Annotated in this window: 1 protein-coding gene; it reads right to left on the reverse strand. The window is 45.2% G+C overall.

Annotated features, from left to right (window positions below):
* Positions 1 to 89: 89 nt before the first annotated feature.
* Positions 90 to 578, reverse strand: a 489-nt coding sequence (locus AC1DUW_RS32000; RefSeq protein ID WP_477644603.1) for an aminotransferase class IV, incomplete at its 5' end; no start/stop codon positions are given.

Below are 578 nucleotides of genomic sequence, written 5' to 3' on the forward strand. Positions count from 1 at the left end.
TTACGGTAGCGTAAATAAGGAGAAAATGAATGGGGATATAAAAACTTGAAATGTAAAACCCCCCATGCCGCGTGGCAGGGGGGCACTTATTAATTCTCTTTAACGGCACCGCATTGTCTCTCAATTTCTTCAGAAAACAGTTTTTGCAGACTTTTGGTAATCGGTCCTGGTTCTCCATTAGCAATCGATTCTCCATCGATGTTAATAATCGGTGTCACTTCTACACTTGTACTCGTGTAGAGGACCTCATCAGCTGCCATCATTTCCTCGACTGTGAAGGCTTCTTCGACATAGGGAATATCATTATCGGCACATAGTTTTAACATCACCTGACGAGTAATCCCATTCAGAATCAAGTTGGTGGCCGGATGCGTTTTCAATGTCCCCTTCACCACGATAGCAACGTTCGATGAACTTCCTTCCGTTACCGTCCCATCACGATGCTGAATTGCTTCGTCACAGCTAGCTTCCACTGCTTGTTGCTTAGCCAATATGTTACCTAGTAGATTCAAGCTTTTAATATTACAGCGCAACCAGCGGATGTCGTCAGTCGTCACGGCCTTGACCCCAGGCTTCAC

It is taken from the genome of Peribacillus sp. P4_C12 (assembly GCF_056402095.1).